General features: G+C 48.8%; 10 protein-coding genes. 5 read left to right on the forward strand and 5 right to left on the reverse strand.

Going from position 1 to position 15,798, the window contains the following annotated elements:
* Nucleotides 1-172: 172 nt before the first annotated feature.
* The 3 genes from Enr17x_RS28715 to trpC form a co-directional block, all read right to left on the reverse strand.
* Nucleotides 173-838, reverse strand: coding sequence for a hypothetical protein (locus tag Enr17x_RS28715; protein ID WP_145313744.1), 666 nt, complete (start codon nt 836-838; stop codon nt 173-175).
* Nucleotides 839-1,020: 182 nt separating this feature from the next.
* Nucleotides 1,021-1,632, reverse strand: coding sequence for a phosphoesterase (locus Enr17x_RS28720; RefSeq protein WP_145313745.1), 612 nt, complete (start codon nt 1,630-1,632; stop codon nt 1,021-1,023).
* Between the two features lie 56 nt (nt 1,633-1,688).
* Nucleotides 1,689-2,477, reverse strand: a complete 789-nt coding sequence (gene trpC / locus Enr17x_RS28725; RefSeq protein ID WP_198000855.1) for an indole-3-glycerol phosphate synthase TrpC — start codon at nt 2,475-2,477, stop codon at nt 1,689-1,691.
* Nucleotides 2,478-2,761: 284 nt separating this feature from the next.
* Between trpC and Enr17x_RS28730 the strand changes: the two genes are divergently transcribed.
* The 5 genes from Enr17x_RS28730 (at nt 2,762) to Enr17x_RS28755 (ending at nt 11,322) form a co-directional block, all read left to right on the forward strand.
* Nucleotides 2,762-3,481, forward strand: a complete 720-nt coding sequence (locus tag Enr17x_RS28730; protein WP_145313747.1) for a CPBP family intramembrane glutamic endopeptidase — start codon at nt 2,762-2,764, stop codon at nt 3,479-3,481.
* A gap of 204 nt (nt 3,482-3,685) precedes the next feature.
* Nucleotides 3,686-4,810 carry an alpha/beta hydrolase gene (locus Enr17x_RS28735; RefSeq protein WP_198000856.1) on the forward strand — a complete coding sequence of 375 codons (1,125 nt, stop codon included), beginning with the start codon at nt 3,686-3,688 and terminating at the stop codon, nt 4,808-4,810.
* A 78-nt stretch (nt 4,811-4,888) separates the two neighbouring features.
* Complete coding sequence (locus tag Enr17x_RS28740) at nt 4,889-5,650, forward strand: class I SAM-dependent methyltransferase (protein ID WP_145313749.1); 762 nt, start codon at nt 4,889-4,891, stop codon at nt 5,648-5,650.
* Nucleotides 5,651-6,257: 607 nt separating this feature from the next.
* Nucleotides 6,258-9,335, forward strand: coding sequence for a sigma 54-interacting transcriptional regulator (locus Enr17x_RS28750; RefSeq protein ID WP_145313751.1), 3,078 nt, complete (start codon nt 6,258-6,260; stop codon nt 9,333-9,335).
* A gap of 688 nt (nt 9,336-10,023) precedes the next feature.
* Nucleotides 10,024-11,322, forward strand: a complete 1,299-nt coding sequence (locus Enr17x_RS28755) for a polysaccharide pyruvyl transferase family protein (protein ID WP_145313752.1) — start codon at nt 10,024-10,026, stop codon at nt 11,320-11,322.
* Between the two features lie 57 nt (nt 11,323-11,379).
* Here Enr17x_RS28755 and Enr17x_RS28760 read toward each other — a convergent pair whose 3' ends face one another.
* Together Enr17x_RS28760 and Enr17x_RS28765 are read right to left on the reverse strand one after the other, a co-directional pair.
* On the reverse strand, nt 11,380-12,654 hold the full coding sequence (locus Enr17x_RS28760; RefSeq protein WP_145313753.1) for an EDR1-related protein: 1,275 nt from the start codon (nt 12,652-12,654) through the stop codon (nt 11,380-11,382).
* A gap of 252 nt (nt 12,655-12,906) precedes the next feature.
* Nucleotides 12,907-15,696 carry a PAS domain-containing sensor histidine kinase gene (locus tag Enr17x_RS28765; protein ID WP_198000857.1) on the reverse strand — a complete coding sequence of 930 codons (2,790 nt, stop codon included), beginning with the start codon at nt 15,694-15,696 and terminating at the stop codon, nt 12,907-12,909.
* Nucleotides 15,697-15,798: the final 102 nt, after the last annotated feature.

Here is a 15,798-nt window from a genome sequence, read left to right on the forward strand (position 1 = left end):
AGAGAGAGTTTAGCAGGTCAAAGTCGATACAATCAAGCAGGCGCGCAAATGAGAATCGGTCGAGGTTGGGTCTCGCATAAATACGAAAACAATCCCTGCTACCCCACAGGTAACAAGGATTGCTTCTGATCTTCAAAAATGAATCGACTTCGGATTCAATTGCTCACTGAGACTAATTCCGCTTTTTGGAGCTGAAATTAGAGACCCCCGAGGCTGTCTGCGTGGCACGCGCTGGTGCTTTCTGGGCGGTTCCCTGTGGTTGAGGAGCGGAAGACCGCTTCCAGTTGTCAGTCGACCAGTGTGGATAATACTGAACCACACTACTGCCCAGGTCACTCAGAATACCATGGAATTTTTTCGTTGTGATTCTCTGGTTGGGAATTACACGCTGTAGAACAAACCGCCGGTTGCTGGAAATATAAGCGAAAAACTTACCATTTCCCATGCGGTCATTATCAGATAACAAACGCAGCATGGCAGTCCGAGGCACATCAGCGGCACTGCGGGGCAGGGGATCAAGCCAAGCCATGACCCAGACCCATTCGCCGTTCTCACTGAGGACGGCTGACATGGAAAGTTCCCACTCTTCTTTGTTTTGATTGGCTTTAAATTGAAAGTCATACCGCTTTTTTGTTTTGGTTGCAGTTAACCCCATTGCTTTTAACAGATTCCCCAACTGCTCCTCAGAGAGCTGGCCAGGCAACTCGGGGTTAGTAGTCACAGCCGTTTTTGTTGCCTGTGGCTGCTGGGCATGTACTCCGGCTCCTAAAATTGCCATCACCGACAACACAGCCAGAAAACAGCCAACGACGATCCATCCGCGAAACGTGATTTTCATTTTGAAGACACTCCTTTGTCACTTCAATGCTCTTGTATTAACATCTGTCAATGTGTTCTCTGCTCTCATTCCTTTTTGAAGCAGATCGGCTGTTCCGAGTTTATTGAGAGCAGCCCTGGTGTGAATCATTCCACCTTTGAATCAAATTCACCGTCTCTATCGGCAGATTCTGCCGAGTTGAGTTAAGATAGCTCAAATAATCCCTTCAGACAAATTTGAGACCATGTTTCAAACTGATCTGACTCTTGTAACAGTTTTTCCGGTGAGTCAAACCCTGTCATTATAATCGACTCTTCACGGGGTAGAACTTTGGGCAACTCCAGGTCAAAAATGTGAACTATTCCTAAGTGGACCTTTCCGACCTCTGTTTCGTCATCATTAATCAGTCCGACACACTCTTCTGTATACTTCGTATCCATCGCAACTTCTTCATCGATCTCGCGCTGCATTCCTTCCCGGTAAGTCGAACCGGCTTTGGCATCATCTTCCAGCGAAATATGCCCGCCAATTCCGATCGAACGCTTGCTATGCAACCGTTGCTCACCACCTTTGGAGCCACGCGTGTAATAAAAGATCTTCCCCTCATGCCGAAAAATACAATAAGGGATCAGCTGTTTGAAACTGGGGTCTTCTTCCACCGTATCACGAGGCCGAAAACTGATATAATTTGGATCAAACAACGTCTTCAAATAGGGCTCTACCTCAGCGTTAAACCCTTGAAAATAACCCACTTCATGAAAAAGAAGCGTCGGGACTACCATGACGTGTTCCACTTGTTGTTCCGTATCTGACATCGTTGATCCTTCTTTGTACTGCTGATTAAATTAAATTCAGACAAAATTAAGCTTGTTTAGCCGTGAGTTCCCAGTATCTCTCTGACTTCACCCCCAATATCGGGCACACGCATAAGCGTCTCTCCGACAAGGATTCCCCGCACTCCCGCATCCTGCAGCCGCACTACATCCTGCCGAGTCCGGATGCCACTCTCACTAATCAGCAGGCAATCCTCGGGGATTTTCGGACTCATTTGAATTGAGTGATCGAGAGACGTTACAAAGGTCTTCAGATTTCGATTATTAATGCCCAGCATCGGAGGCGATAACTTCAAGGCCCTCTCCAGATTCTCGGGCTCATAAATCTCCACCAGCGCCGACATCCCTAATTCCAGTGCATAGCCATATAAGTCTTCGAGCTGACGGTCATCCAGACACTCGGCAATCAACAGCACACAGTCAGCCCCGGTAACGCGTGCTTCAAGAATCTGATAACGATCGATGATGAAATCTTTTCTCAAAACCGGAATCGAAACAGTCTGTCGGACTGCTTTCAAATAATCCAGATGGCCCTGAAAAAAATGTTCGTCTGTCAATACACTGAGACAGGCGGCTCCCGCTGCTTCATAAATTCGAGCAATTTCGACCGGATGAAAGTCTTCACGAATAACGCCCGCTGAGGGAGACGCCTTTTTCACTTCGGCAATCAGTCCCACCGGGCCATGAGTTCGCAAGGAATCTACAAAATCACGTACAGCAGGTGCAGCCGTCAATTGTTCTGCCAGTTCCTCTACAGGCCGCTGCGCTTTCGCCGCTGCGACTTCTGTCTGTTTATAAGCAATGATTTCTTCGAGAATATTTGCCACGACTGTCTCTACGTACCTTAGCTGAGGGTAATAATCGCAATTTCTGAACCCATAGCATAACTTCCTGAGACACGAAGTACCACAGAGTCCGTAATTCCAACATGAATTCGGCTTGTAATTCCGGTATCTGATCACGAACATGGTCTATAATTAATACCTCTCTCAGATAAAATCGATCCAAATCGGAGTTTCTCAGGTTGATTCCTACGTCGCTGCACCTCTTGCTTTTACTGCTGACGCTGCTGAGCATACGCTACTGGTTCAGGCTGTATCAAACCAGACACATGTCCTCGGTCTTTCAGCTCAATCCCCAGCGCAGCCAACTGGAAATGTCCGCCCCAGTCGTTCTGGCGCTGCTCTGGATTACTCTGCAATTGACGACCATGATAACGAAAGTGGTACAGCCAGAGCCACCTCTTGCCAAACCCATTACCCTGAATGACATTATCGGATCCTGTGTCATTACATTCTCTTTTGGCACCGTTTTGATATTGATTCTGACACTGCTGAACCCGAACAGTATGCAATATCTCGGATTTCGTCTGAATCAAAAAAAAGAGCAGATCCGCGATGGTTCCGTCGGCTTTTTATTAGCGTTGCTCCCGGTTATGGCATTACTTCTGCTGACGCACTCGTTTCGAACCGAAGAGACAATGCACCCCTTTTTTCAGCAGCTGAAAGAACACCCCGAGTTCTCCACCATCAGCTGGATTATAATTTCCGCCGTGGTCGTTGCCCCCTTATTTGAAGAACTGGTTTATCGGGTTCTCTTTCAAAGCTGGCTCGAAAATCTTCTGCCTCCTTACGCCGCAATTCTGATCAGCTCGCTGATTTTCAGCATCGTACACGGCTTTCCTGATTGTATCCCGCTGTTTCCACTTGCCTTCATTCTGGGGACACTCTTTTATTACCGCCGCAGTTACGCCGCAAACGTCATCACACACGCTCTGTTTAATGGCGTCAATCTCGCTCTGGCTTTGGCAAATCAGCCCCCCGCCAGTTGAATCTCGCCTGTCTGCAAAGTGCCCTTTTGTCCATGCTGTCTTTGGGGTTCTCCCGGTTTCAAAAAAAGAGTATCCTTCCCGCCTCTCTCATCCCCTCCTATCCCTTCGGAGACCTCCGAAATGAAACCGTTCCCATTACGCCTTAGTGCGTGGTTCTGTCTCTGCGCCAGTATCTGTTTATCCTGCCAGACGATGAAGTCCAAAATGGATTTGATCTATACCGGAAAAGTCACAGGAGAATTGACTCAGCAATTGGTCGAATCGTATGCCGATTCGTTGAAGGATCCGATCGCCGCAGAACAGACTGATGAATTTACCAAATGGAAAATTCTGTACGCGACAAATCGGCTGCAGGAAACGAATGCCCGCGGTGAAATGGGTTACACAAATGAGTTCGGCACAGCACTCGCTTATGGAACAGGGCAGGTTCGTATTTCCTCAAAGAACCGTAGTGATCTGAAGACAAAAGTCATCCAGACGCTCTGGCAAGGAGCTCCCGCGCCAGAAGGGCAGGTCGAGATAAGTACGTTAACTCCCACAACAGAAACTCCTTTTCTTGAGAGTCTTAATGCGCTGTTGGAACGTTCGCCACAAAAAGATGTGCTCGTGTTCGTCCATGGATTTAACGTGAACTTCCCCAGCGCAGTTACGCGTGCGGCACAAATCGCTAACGACCTCCCATTCAATGGTGCGGTCGTCTGTTACAGTTGGCCTTCACAGGGAGGTGTCGAAAAATATCTACTCGATGGGCAGGTCGCCAACGCCAGCGTCGAACCGATGGTCCAGTTTTTAGAAACCTTGGTCAGTTCCGTCCCCAAGGGAACGAAGATCAACATCATGGTTCACAGTATGGGTAACCGGGTTGTCATGCGCGCCATGAATCGATTACCAGAACACTTTCGACAAACAAAACCATTTCAGAACGTGATCTTGGCCGCCCCCGATGTCGGCGTCTCCGAGTTTAAAGAACTGTCTCCTGCCATTATCGCACAATCAAATCGCGTGACCCTCTATTCCGGATCGGGAGACGTTGCCCTGGTCGCATCCAAGGCAGTGAACCAGGAGCGCAGAGCCGGTGACTCTCGCGAACCACTGATCCTGGAAGGCATCGAAACGATTGATGTCTCGGCCGTCGACACCAGTTTCATGAGCCACTCCTATTATGGCAGTAACCGTGCCGTTCTGAGCGACCTGTTTGCGCTGCTGAAACAAGACAGTTCTGCTGCGGATAGAAAATGGCTCCTCTCAAAAAACTACTCCGGCAGAAACTACTGGGCGTTTGAAAAAGAACCGCCGGAAATCAAAAAAGTACGCTCCACCAGTCTCTGATCTGTAACTTGACAGGTATGATTGGCTAAAAACAGGAATGCATGCTGCCTGGTTCGCTTTTTTTGATGAGGACAAATCATGAAGAACTCAACGTCCCGCTTTTCTGACCGTGTTGAAAATTATGTCAAATACCGACCGGACTACCCCACACAGGTACTGGAGTTCCTCAAATCAGACTGTGGCTTATCATCCGATTCGCTGATCGCAGATGTCGGCTCAGGGACTGGGATCTCGACCCGGCTGTTTCTCGAAAACCAGAACACCGTTTATGCTGTTGAGCCGAATGCGGAAATGAGACAGGCAGCAGAGAAATTCTTCAAAGACAATCCCCAGTTTCACAGCATCAACGCGACGGCTGAAGAAACCCATCTCCCCGAAAATCTCTTTGATTTCGTACTCGCCGGTCAGGCGTTCCACTGGTTTGATCAAAACCAGGCCAAACTGGAATTTCAACGGATTCTCAAGCTACAAGGCTGGGTTGTTCTACTTTGGAATGAACGAAAAGTGGACACGAGCCCGTTCCTGGTCGCTTATGAGAAAATGCTGCGCGACTTCGCCACCGATTATGACGAAGTCAACCACACACAAATTTCGCATGACGACTTTGCGCGATTTTTTGACCCCTACCCAATTAACACACGCACACTACCCAATCATCAAACATTCGATTTTGAAGCACTCAAAGGCAGACTACTCTCATCGTCGTATTGTCCGAATGAGGGACAACCAGGCTACGAATCGATTATAGCGCGATTACAGGAAATCTTTGAAGAATTCCAAACAGAGGGAACGGTCCTGTTTGAATATGATACGACTCTATTTTATGGGCATCTCAAGTAAGGCGTTTCGTGGTTTGATATCCCAAGACGCCTTCGGGTATTCTGCACCATCTCACCTTCAGCGCATAAAGAAAGCCCTTAAGAAGGCGGTGATTTGAGGACGGAAAATCGTATATTTTGCACTTCACAGAAACTGATGAGCGTGCTGGGTCAGAACTCGCAAATCAGGGGGACCTTCTGGATAATGTCCGTCCAGACCAGATTCCTTCTTAAGGGCCAGGCTGGGTTCAGAAAGCAGTCTTTCATCAATGGCTACTGAAAGCCAGATAACTCCGTTTGATTGATTGTCGAACAACTTTCTGAAAGACTGACAATGCATAAGGCGTGCCACTTTGAAGTCGAACATGCATTTTTTCTAAGATCTCAGTCAACTATCACAAAATCCCATTTATTTCTGACTTTTCCAGTCATTTTGCACAGATTTATTAAAGTGGGAAAGCTTTTGTTCGATATCATTTCGACACTGATCCTTGAATTTTCGGCGCCGAAATGTTCTATTACAGATATCGACACCCTGTCGGCGCCGCTTTTCGGCGCTGGTTTAGAGCTTCGACACATAAAGAATCTTTTATTTCCAGCAACATCAATTCTGCTTTTGAAAGCATTTTATGAAAAAGCAAGGGATTCTGGAACGGGCAATCTTATTCACCTGTGGTATCCTGGCAATCATCTATAGCGTAATTGTCCTGGCATTCGTTACCACCAGTCCCGATCTCAGATTGCGCGCGATGCTTGATAGCGTGGAAGCCCAACCGGGGCAAGCCATTCCAGCCGGCATCGAAATAAAAGCAACTCCTGATATCCAAAAAACGGGTTCTTTCCCAGCTCCGCAAGTGGGTGACGTCCTCACCAAAATTGGGGATTACCCCATCCGCACCTTTCATGACTTCTCAAAAGTACTAAGCACTTTACGGGACGATAAACTCCCTCCCGGCAGCCAGCTACAACCCAATTCCGACCCAACGGAATTACCTGTCCCGAATCTCGTCGAAATTCAAGATGACGGGCGATATATCAAAATCGAGTATTGGAATACCGAACAGAAAACTGCTAAATCAGCGTGGATTAAAATCCAGTCGATCCCCTCGGGCGATGTCGCCATCTCACTACTCTGGTTCTCCCTGGAACTGGTCATCCTGGCCATAGGTGCTTTCGCCTACTGGATGCGTCCTTTTGACCGCACCACACGCATTTTCTTCGTGATGGGCATCATCACTCTAGTCGCCTTTATTGGTGGTTATAACTGGTGGATTATTGCAGGCTCTTTAATGCTCAATATCCCCTTTGTCGTTGCTGCAGTCCTGATTCCGGCGATCACATTACACTTTTTTATCACATACCCGCGCGTGATTCCCTGGCTGGCTCAATATCCCGTCGGTTTGCTGCGAACCGTTTATTCGATCCCCGTACTCACAACATTTGTGATTCTTGCATGCCTGGCTTACCTCCGCTGGACCTCTCTGATTGATCCGGGGCAGAAAGATCTGGCACAGATTGAATACCCTCAACTGGTCTTCGAGACGGTGAGTATTCTCCGCTGGACTGTTTACACCTATATCAGTGTTGCGGGCCTCTATTATCTCATGACCTTAGCGGCTCTCTTTTATGGATACTTCAAAAGCCAGAATGCCTACGAACGCAACCAACTGAAATGGATCGCCCTCGCTGGTTTGATTTCAACGGGCCCCGTCGGCTATTCACTCTACCTGGCGGAATTCAATCGGACGCAGTTCGCGCTTGGCGGTGCCGGCATCCCCATGTTTCTGGCCAGCGTATCTTTCATGGTCGCATTCGTGGTAGGAATTATTCGCTACCGATTGATGCTGATCGAACAGATCATCAGCCGCGGGATGCTGTTCTATGTCGTGAGTGCCGGTATTTCGATTGTCTATGCCACCGTTATTTCCATCGGATCACTCGTCGGCACACAACTCAACCGTACCCCCAGTACCAATCAGGCTGTTTCTGTCTTCCTGGTGATGCTGTTTGCCATTTCTCTCCTGCTCTGGTCTCGTGACCGAATCCAGAGACTCATTGACCGGCGTTTCTTCCGTCAGAAATACCAACTTGACAAAGCGCTCAAACGCATGAACCGCGCCGTCGGTCGACTGGGAGACCAACGCTCCATCGCCGATCGTATGCTCACATCCTGCCGTGAAGTTCTGCAGGTCAAGAGTGCCGCGATCTATCTACTAAACCCCGATCGAAACCAGTTCGAACTCTTAACCGGCTTCCACATTGAAAACTCGCCCTCAGCAGTGCCCTGTAGTCCCGAACTACTTGAAGTCCTCGAAGGTGAGCTCGCCTTTCAACGTGTAGCTACCGGACTGCTAAAAGAAGCATCGCCGGCTCAGCAACTGCTCCGCCTGCTCGGATTTGACTTTATCTACAACCTTGAACTGGATGGCGAATTTGCCGGCTTCGTCGCGCTCGGCCAGCGCTCCGCAGGCAGCACCTATTCCGCAGAAGACCTGACGTTTCTCAACGCCATGGGACAGATCACCAGCATCGCATTACACAGCACGAAGATTCACCAAGACCTCAGACGCCTGAACGAAGAAATGCGCATCAAGGTTGAAAAAATCGACGATCAGCGCAGACTTGTTTCAATCCTGCAGGCGGAACTGACCAACTCACAGGAAATCTCTGAACCCTCGAATCCGAACGATCTGCAACGCGGCCTGATCAAAGGCAACAGCCCTGCGATTCGCTCTGTTATGGAGACACTCCGTAAAGTCGCAAACGCGGAATCCACCGTGTTAATTCGTGGCGAAAGTGGAACCGGAAAAGAACTCCTCGCACAAGCCGTCCATGAAAACAGTGCCCGTCGGGATCAACCACTGGTCCGCGTGAATTGTGCAGCACTCTCTCCCAGCCTGCTTGAAAGCGAGCTGTTCGGCCATGTCAAAGGTGCTTTTACCGGTGCCCACGAAGACCGTGTTGGCCGCTTTGAAATGGCGAACGGGGGCACGTTATTCCTTGATGAAATCGGCGACATCTCACTTGATACTCAGGTAAAACTCTTACGCGTTCTGCAGGAACGTGCCTTTGAACGTGTCGGTGGTTCGAAGACATTACACGTTGACGTTCGCCTGATTACAGCGACGCACCAGAATCTCGAACAGCGAATCACCGAAGGTCTGTTTCGCGAAGATTTGTACTATCGTCTCAACGTCATCAGTATCACCCTGCCTCCACTGCGTGAACGCCGGGAAGACATCTTCGAACTGGCATTCTACTTTCTCAAACGCACCGCACATCGACTAGGCAAACGGATCACCCATATCGATCCCGATGCAATTGAAGTCCTCGAACGCGCCTCCTGGCCAGGAAACATCCGACAGCTTGAAAATGTCATCGAACGCGCCGTAGTTCTCGCTGAAGAAGAAGTCATCACGCTCAAAGATCTCCCCGCTGATTTACTGGAAACAAAAAAACGTCTTCCGACGCGGGTGATCGAAACCAAACCAGTGCTTCCCGAAACAGTCCGTCGGGTTCCTCTCTCCGACGTCGAAGTCATTACCTTCCCCGGCAGTGAGAATCATGTCGATCCCCAGCTCTCCGAACCCGAGCAACTCAAACTGGCGCTCGCTGAATGTGATGGCAACAAAGCACAAGCCGCCCGCATGCTGGGAATGCCCCGCAGTACTTATTACAGCAAATTGAAAAAATACGGCATCAGTTGAGCACCTGAATTTAACGTTGTTCCACTGAACAACCTGCCCTTGACGCTCAATCCCCCTTCACGAGAATGCGGAGATAACGTCGCGCGCACGAGCAAAGCTCAATTTGACAATACACGAATTCTCCCCCCTGTTGATGTTCGCACTATAAAACCCACTGGTTTGAGCCCCATTTTGCTCTGACCCCACTTTGGGTACTTCACTTTGATCATCATTTATCGTTCCGCTTCGAATGACGTTCAATAAGAGATCTCGAAACATCATTCATCCTTCCCGGGCTTTCAATGGCAGATTACCACTTGAATTGCTCACGCCAATCTGCATTATTCACAAATCTGGTATATCATTGTGACTGATACAAAGCCAACGGACAAATCTTTGCCTGTCGCATGAAGGTCACGCAGGAAATCGAATTTGCTCCAAAAACAACAGTGTATTCTACCCTGGTGCATCGAACTCATAGAGATGAAAATCGATCAGTGGTCCGGAAGAGAGTGATCTTTTGAATTGCACAAGTTTTGCACCACCGTACTCTGCAATCGTTCAGATATCACAACCTGCCGATGCTCAAAAAAACAACATTAAATAATTCAAAACCAATGTTTTCTACCTCGTACGCCAGTTAAGATAAGGATTATCGTTGATATTCAAAGTTTGTTATAAAGCTGTCCCACCTAGAGGAACCTCACCTGTGTTGCACCTGCCTTCTCTCAGTCGTCGTCTCTTGCTTACTCTGCTCGCCACGCTGCCGCTATGGGCACCCGCTCATTCCGAAGCAGCCGAACCCAAACAGAAAACCATTCTGATGCGATCCGGCTGGCAAACTGTCAACATTGGTGACATCGGCCACACCCCCGGCACACTGCGTTATCTGGAGACCTACCTCCCCGACGTCAAAGTGATTCTCTGGCTGCATAAAACAACAGACGAAGTCACTGCGATGCTCAAAACACGATTTCCCAAAGTCGAAATCGTGCAAGGCAGACTCAATGCACGCGGCAAAGCCAACAACCCCGAATTCCAGAAAGCATTCGACGAAGCCGACCTCTTTCTATACAACTCGGGTATGCACTTTAACCAGTTCTGGCCACCGCCGATCTACATCATCGAAGCCTGCACCGTGACGAATAAACCGCTCGTCCTTTACGGCCAATCCTTCGACGGCTTCGCTCCGGAAGACGAAGAAAAAATGAGCCAGCTTCTCTCTCGTGCCGCCGCCATTTATACCCGCGATGTCGAATCGTTCTATTACCTGAGAAAAATCGGCGTGACGTCACCGTCCCTCGCGTTCGGTCCTGACGGCTGTTTTGGCATCGACGTGCGTGATGAAGAACAAGCCAATGCCTGGCTCAAAGCACATGACTTGAAACCGAAAGAATTCATCACTGTCACGCTCCGCAGCAATACGCCCAAAATTGGTGCGAAAAAAAGTACGTCGATGAACCCCGCCAACCCCAGCAAGGAAGATCTCGCGCAGAATGAACTCTGGACAAAAAAGCTCCGGGCCGTGATTACTGACTGGGTCCGTAAAACGAAAAAGAAAGTCCTGCTCGCCCCGGAAGTCAACAAAGAAATCATCCACGCCCAAACCATGATTCTCGATAAACTGCCTGAAGACGTGAAGCCGTATGTCGTGAATCGCGATCCGTTCTGGAACGTCGACGAAGCCGCCTCGGTTTACGCCCAGGCCATCGCGGTTGTCTCAATGGAGCCGCACTCCTGCATTATCGCATTAGCAGTCGGCACTCCCACCATGCACCTGGCCAGCCCCCGTCACGGCCTGAAACGCTGGATGTTCCGCGACATCGGTCTCTCCGAATGGCTGTGTAATATCGATGAAGATCCCGCAGACCAGTTCACTCGGGCACTGTTAAAAATCGACGCCAAACCAGAGTTGGCCCAATCCAAAGTCAACCGGGCCATGCACACGGTCAACACCCGCTCCAAAGAAATGATGGGCGAAATCAAAGAGATCCTTGATCAACAGTAAACAAGCCCCTCTCATTCCATTAACGTAAATCCCGGTCCTCGTCCCAAGGGCTGGGTTTTACGGTTTCGGCTCATTCGGTTCCGGTTTTCCATACCAGGGCTTGTTGTCGATAGTAAGATAACGACGGCTCACTTCACTCCTTTCGGGGGAGAGCAATTCGAATCGCCGGTGCATCACATCCACCAGATATCGCCGGCCATCTTTCAGGTGTAATTCATTCCAGGCATGCCCCTCTCTGTGCTGTGCATCGCCGAAATTCCCGCGGACCAGGGCCACGTCGAGACCTGCTTCGTCGGCCAGAATTTTGAAGAGCAGGGCACGATGCCGACACACCCCGGCACCACAGAGGCGGGTCACATCGCCGATCAGCACTCCTTCATTGGCGTACTCCCTGGTCATTAATACGACGGCCGCCATTGTAGAACGGTTATCTTTCTCAAGCGTCATGCTCTGGTCAATATACTTTGCCAGACGAAATGCCCGTTTGACCGGCTCCAACGATTTAATGTCGTCAGACTTCGCAAATTCCAGATGTTTTCTGAGCGACTCATCGCGACTGCGATCCACGATCAGCAATTCACGCCTGGAACGGGCTTGCCCTTGGTCATTCAGTTGCATGCCCCGTCCGCCATCAACATAACCGTCCACGATTTTTAATTTCGGATCGACATAATGCTGGCTGTGATAAGCCACGGCAGCTGGTTTCGCTTTTGGAGTCAGAGTCGGTCGCAACTCTTTTTCATCTTGATAGCCGCGCAATTCCAGATCCAGAAAAAGATCTGTGCTCCTCGGGTTGGCCTGATGGACTTCCACTGCGAGCAGATTCGTTCCAGAGACGAAATGGTCCGTGCCGACAGTAAAACGCTGATAGAGCCGTTCTAAAACGCCACCGATTGCTTGAATGGCTCTGGTGTCCCATTTGATCTGGCCTTGAGGTAGATTGTGTCGAACGATTTCTTTTCCGTTCAAATAGACAACGATGCCATCATCACTGCGAATCAAAAGCACGAGTTTCTTCAATTTGTCAGGGTCTTCAACTTGAAACGCGCGGCGAAAGTAAGTCGTGATCTGTTTGTTCTGCGGATCCTCGCCAAAGCGGACAAGCGTATTCAAACCGCGATCGCCAAACCCGAGTGGCGCCAAACCTCTAGACCACTTTGCATCCACATAATCTGGCTGCACCCAATCAGGCGGTAATGCCTTCCCGTCATCTTGGTATTTCCACTCAGTCTCTTTACCAAATTTGATAAGGGTGCTTTCTGCATTCGCCTGTGAAAGCTGCAGAAAGAAGCCGATCAATAAAAGTAGACATTGAAATTGAATACGACGCATATTGATGTATCTGTTCCTGTTTATGAGCGGCTCGGCGCCAGCAGCCGCTTTTGTGTTCGGGTTACTGTTTCAATAATGAAAGCCGGGTAGCATCTCTTAATTCGAATTGGCCTTTGCAAAATAAAGAATCAGCTACATCCTTGTCGTCAAAACAGCAACAAATGCTAAAGAAGGCGGCTGATCTCACGTCATGATCTCATAAGTACCAAGCGGAATGCAATACGAAAACACTAACTCGAGGAGCGATCTGGCTCAATGGATCTTGCTGGTTGGCAGAGTAACTTGAAATGTGACACCACAGTCTGAAGGTTGATAACAAATCGTTCCGCCAGTGGATTCGACCAGGGAACGACTCAGAGAGAGGCCGATACCCAGCCCGTCTTTTTTGGTGGAAGTAAAAGGAGTAAACAGTTGCCCTGTAAAATCAGCGGGGACCCCTTTTCCGGTATCACTGACAGCCACCGAGATCGTGTGGTCTTCTGCAGAGGAGATCGTGATCGCCAGGATTCGGGGAAATACGGTCTCTAACATGGCTTCAACGGCATTGAGGAACAGATTGGTCAGCACCTGTTCGATCTGAATCCGATCTGCGTAAACCATGGCGATTTTCAAATCGCTGATAATATTCACTTCGATCTGTTTTTGGCGTATTTCATATTTAATCAGCTGTAATGTGTTCCGTATGCTGTCGTGAAGATCAAACAAAACGAATTCCTGGGCGCGTCTTTCAGCCAGAGACTTCAGTCTGCGTACAATCTTGCCGGAACGTAGAGACAATTCTTCAATACGGCTTACCAGTTCGAAGACATCGCGCCCTTGTTCGATGTAAATTTTCATGACGGAACTATAATTTGCGATTGCCGTGAGTGGTTGATTCAACTCGTGAGAAATACCCGCCGTTAATTCTCCCATCACCGCCAGTCGAGAAGCGTGTGCGAGAATATCCCTGTATTCCTGGGTCTTTCTCGCAGTTTCATGCCGTTCTGTTATGTCCTGTATCGTTCCATGCATGTGCAGAATTTCTCCCCGGGCATTCTTTTTCAATGCTCCCTGTTCTTGCACATATCGTATTTTTCCATCGGGGCGAAGAATTCGATGTTCGATGTTGTAGGGTACATCATATTTGATTGCTTGTTCGACAACATTTTTTACCAGTTTACGATCGTCGGAAAGAACACATTCGAGAAAAGACTCATAAGTCGGAGTAAACTTTGATTGCGATAAACCAAAAATGTGGAAGACTTCGTCTGACCACCAGAGCACGTCATGTTTAATGTCCCAATCCCAACTGCCGATATGTGCCAGCCTTTGCGCTTCGGAAAGTTTTTCGTGTGTATTCTTTAATTCGATCTCCGCCAGTTTTTGATCATGGATATATTCAATGATGACTAAAACTTCATCCAACTGATAAGGCAGCACCCTCGCCCGATACCAGATGGCGTCCTCTTCAATGACCAGTGAATAATCAATCGTTTCCATGTTCTTTGTCGTAATGACTTTTTGAATGGCCGCTTCAAACTTCTTTCCCACCTCGTGCGGCAGGACGTCCCAGATTTTTCTGTCGATAGCCAGATCGTGTGAGTCAAAGATATTTTTTTTGTGCCTGCTGTTGAATTTAACAATGTTTCCCTGAGTATTAATCACCAGCACAACATCCGGTATGGCATTAAACATGGCTTTCAACTGAGCCGTCTTACTGGCAAGCTCGGCAGTACGCTCTTCGACACGCCGCTCCAGTTCTTCATTCTCTTTGTGGAAAGCATCTTCTTCCAGCTTACGTTGTGTAATATCCTCAACCATACCCACAATCCGGATCACCTGATTGTGGTCATTATAAATGGGAAAAGTACGAGACAGGATCCAACGGATCGTGCCATCAGTGTGCACAATTCGGCATATGGGAAAGTCCGGATTGGTAAAATCGCCCCGGGATTTCCGCTCCAGATCCTCAAGGACCGCTTTACGGTCATCGGGATGAATTCCCTCAAACCAGGTACTGGGATCATCGTATGCACTCTGACAGGAACGGCCCCAGATCTCTTCATACATCTGGCTAAGATAGAATGTTTTGCTGAAATCGGGAGAACAGACCCAAAACAGCCCTCTGACATGTTCCGAAATCTGCCGAAATAACTGACTATTTTCACGCAGTGCCTGCTGGGTCTCTTTGTCTTCGCTGATATCCACTCCCACACTGAATGTGCCAATGATTGAACCAGCATGATCTCGCAAAATCGAATTGTGCCATGCAACCGATTTCAATTTTCCCTCGCCGGTCAGCACTTCGTTTTGATAATACTCCACCGGTTTCATTTCACCCCGCATCAACTGTCTGAACAGAGTTCGCACCTCTTCGCGACTCGAAGTCGGCAGAAAATGGTCGAACCAGTTCTTTCCGACAATATCTGACTCATCCCGTTCGAGCAGTTTCGTCCCTTGCTGATTAATCAGTGTAACGGTTTCGTCTGCATCAATGGCGATCATCATTTCGCCGGTCAGATTGAAGTACTGAAGAGCCTGATCGATTCCTTGAGAGTGATTCGGCTCACTCTCCCTGGGATTTGTGATGACAGCAAACAACGCGTTCTCGGTATCCGACTCGCCTTGTTGGCAATTCCAGTCAACTTGAACGGCAATCGTCTTGCCGTCTTTCGTTTGATGTCTGGTTTCCCGGGAGAGAGGAACGATCGGGCAGTTGATCAGACAGCTCAGATCGTCTTGCAGCCTGACACGTTCTCGTTCCTCAACCAACAGGTCATAGATTGACATGCCGGCAAGATCTGACGATTGATAGCCATGCATCTTTAAGAAGGAGGCATTTCCGAATTGGATCTTACCAGAGGCATCGCATTGTAGAATACCGCAGGGAATAGAGTCGAACAGACTGGGATCACGGTATCTTCGTCGCTCGGAAGGTACTTCCCCAGCCAGATTTTTTACAGAGGGATCGACTTTTAGCTGTAGCTGACGCTCCAACTCCTTAACTCGGTGACGAAGGTGACAGACTTCTTCCTGAAGTTCTGTTTTAGTCGAGTTCGGCATAGCTTGATTCAAAATCTGCGGAAATTGATAAGTCGTTCTCCCCATGAAAAGAATTTGCGAATTCTAACAGGCCCGACGACCACAGAAAACAGCCAGCAACAG

Origin of the sequence: Gimesia fumaroli, from assembly GCF_007754425.1 — a bacterium.
In the GTDB taxonomy this organism is placed as follows: domain Bacteria; phylum Planctomycetota; class Planctomycetia; order Planctomycetales; family Planctomycetaceae; genus Gimesia; species Gimesia fumaroli.

Bases quoted from the DNA above. Each gene is read 5' to 3' on its own strand.
- Enr17x_RS28715 (WP_145313744.1), bottom strand. From the start codon at position 838: ATGAAAATCACGTTTCGCGGATGGATCGTCGTTGGCTGTTTTCTGGCT.
- Enr17x_RS28720 (WP_145313745.1), bottom strand. From the start codon at position 1,632: ATGTCAGATACGGAACAACAAGTGGAACACGTCATGGTAGTCCCGACG.
- Enr17x_RS28730 (WP_145313747.1), top strand. From the start codon at position 2,762: ATGTCCTCGGTCTTTCAGCTCAATCCCCAGCGCAGCCAACTGGAAATG.
- Enr17x_RS28735 (WP_198000856.1), top strand. From the start codon at position 3,686: ATGGATTTGATCTATACCGGAAAAGTCACAGGAGAATTGACTCAGCAA.
- Enr17x_RS28740 (WP_145313749.1), top strand. From the start codon at position 4,889: ATGAAGAACTCAACGTCCCGCTTTTCTGACCGTGTTGAAAATTATGTC.
- Enr17x_RS28750 (WP_145313751.1), top strand. From the start codon at position 6,258: ATGAAAAAGCAAGGGATTCTGGAACGGGCAATCTTATTCACCTGTGGT.
- Enr17x_RS28760 (WP_145313753.1), bottom strand. From the start codon at position 12,654: ATGCGTCGTATTCAATTTCAATGTCTACTTTTATTGATCGGCTTCTTT.
- Enr17x_RS28765 (WP_198000857.1), bottom strand. From the start codon at position 15,696: ATGCCGAACTCGACTAAAACAGAACTTCAGGAAGAAGTCTGTCACCTT.